Here is a 1,814-nt window from a genome sequence, read left to right as displayed (position 1 = left end):
CAGCTCGGCCAGGCCCAGCTCGCTGCGGGCGAACTCGCGCAGCTCCGCCAGGTCTTTGTCAGCGTAGGGGCGGGCGCGGCGCGACAGGTCGCGCAGGAACTCGGTGACCTGCTCGGGCGAGTCGGCCATCTTGGGCACCATCGACACTTCGGCAAAGTTGCGGTAGCCGAGCAGCTGCGACTCTTCGTGGCGCAGCTGCAAGATCTCGCGCATGGAGGCGCTGTTGTCGTGCTCGGGTTTGCCCAGATCGCTGGCACGCGTGGCGTAGGCGGTGTAAAGCTGCTCGCGCAGCGCGCGGTTTTCACCGTACTGCATCACCGGGAAGTAGCTCGGGAAGTGCAGCGTGAGCTTGTAGCCTGGCTTGCCATCGGCCTCGGCGGCGGCACGGGCGGCGTCTTTCGCATCGGCGGGCACACCGGCCAGCTCGTCTTCGTTCACATACAGCGCAAAGCTGTCGGTCGCGTCCATCACATGTTCGGAGAACGATTGCGACAATGCCGCCTGCCGCTCCTGGATCTGCGCGTAACGCTCGCGGGCCGCACCTTGCAGCTCGGCGCCCGAAAGCACGAAGTCGCGCATGGCGTTCGACAAGGCCTGCTTGCGAGCGGGGCTCAGCTTGGCGGCGGCGGGGCTGTGGGCGATGGCCTTGTACTTGGCGTAGAGCCGCTCGTCAGCGCCCAGCCGGGTGTGGAACTCGGTGACCTTGGGCAGGCTGTCGTTGTAGGCCGCACGCAGCTCGGGGTTGTCGGCCACGTGGTTCAGGTGCGCCACGGCGCCCCAGGCTGCCCCTAGGCGCTCGGTCGCTACATCGAGCACGCCCGACATCGCGTCGTAGTCGGGAGGCACCTCATCGCTCGTCGCACGCTCCAGCGCCGCGTCGGCTTCAGCCAGCAGTTGCGTCACCGCCGGGCCCACATGCTCTGGGCGAATGGCGGCGAAGTGAGGCAGTCCGTCGAGGGCGAGGAGGGGATTGCTCATGGGTGTTTACGTTCCGCAGCTTCAATGGTGTTGACGAGGAGCATGGCGCGGGTCATGGGCCCAACGCCACCGGGGACCGGGGTGATGAAACCGGCAACCTGCGAGACACCGGCAAAGTCCACATCGCCACACAGCTTGCCTTCGTCATTGCGGTTCATTCCCACGTCGATGATGACTGCGCCCGGTTTGACCATGCCCGCGGTCAAGGTATTGCGCCGGCCCACTGCCGCCACCACCACATCGGCCTGGCGCGTGTGCTGGCCCAGATCGGCCGTGCCACTGTGGCAAATGGTGACGGTGGCATTCGCTTGCAAGAGCAGTTGTGCCATCGGCTTGCCCACGGTGTTGCTGCGCCCGATCACAACGGCGTGCTTGCCCTTCAGGTTGACGCCGGTAGTCTCGATCATCTTCATGCAGCCATACGGCGTGCAGGGTCTGAAGCCGGGCAGGCCACTGGCCAGCTCGCCGGCGCTGAGCACCGAGAAGCCGTCCACGTCTTTGGTGGGGGAGATGGCGGCGATCACCTTCTGCGGGTCGATGTGTTTGGGCACCGGCATCTGCACCAGGATGCCGTGGATGCTGTCGTCGCGGTTGAGCACGTCGATGCGTGCCAACAGATCGGCTTCGGACATGCTGGCCGCAAAGCGGTCGAGCACCGAGCGCACCCCGCTCGTTTCGCAGTCCTTGACCTTGTGGCTCACGTACACCTGGCTGGCCGGGTCATCGCCGACCAGGACCACTGCCAGCCCGGGCGTGTGGCCGCGGGCGGTGAGGGCGGCGGCGCGTTCGGCCACTTCGGCGCGGATCTTCTTGGCAAGGGCGTTGCCGTCGATGAG

Annotated in this window: 2 protein-coding genes; both read right to left on the bottom strand. The window is 66.4% G+C overall.

Translation table 11 applies throughout. The features are described from left to right. A partial coding sequence (locus RMO40_RS15060) for a M3 family metallopeptidase (RefSeq protein ID WP_309722939.1) occupies positions 1-978 on the bottom strand: 978 nt, incomplete at its 3' end. Beyond that, positions 975-1,814 (bottom strand): bifunctional methylenetetrahydrofolate dehydrogenase/methenyltetrahydrofolate cyclohydrolase FolD (gene folD, locus RMO40_RS15055; protein WP_309722935.1); only part of this gene is annotated, 840 nt, incomplete at its 5' end. The genes RMO40_RS15060 and folD, both read right to left, overlap by 4 nt.

The sequence above is a fragment of the Rhizobacter sp. genome (genome assembly GCF_031412075.1).
In the GTDB taxonomy this organism is placed as follows: Bacteria; Pseudomonadota; Gammaproteobacteria; order Burkholderiales; family Burkholderiaceae_C; genus Rhizobacter.
The sequence above is the reverse complement of the archived record's forward strand: the minus strand, read 5'-3'. Positions and strand labels throughout refer to the sequence as shown.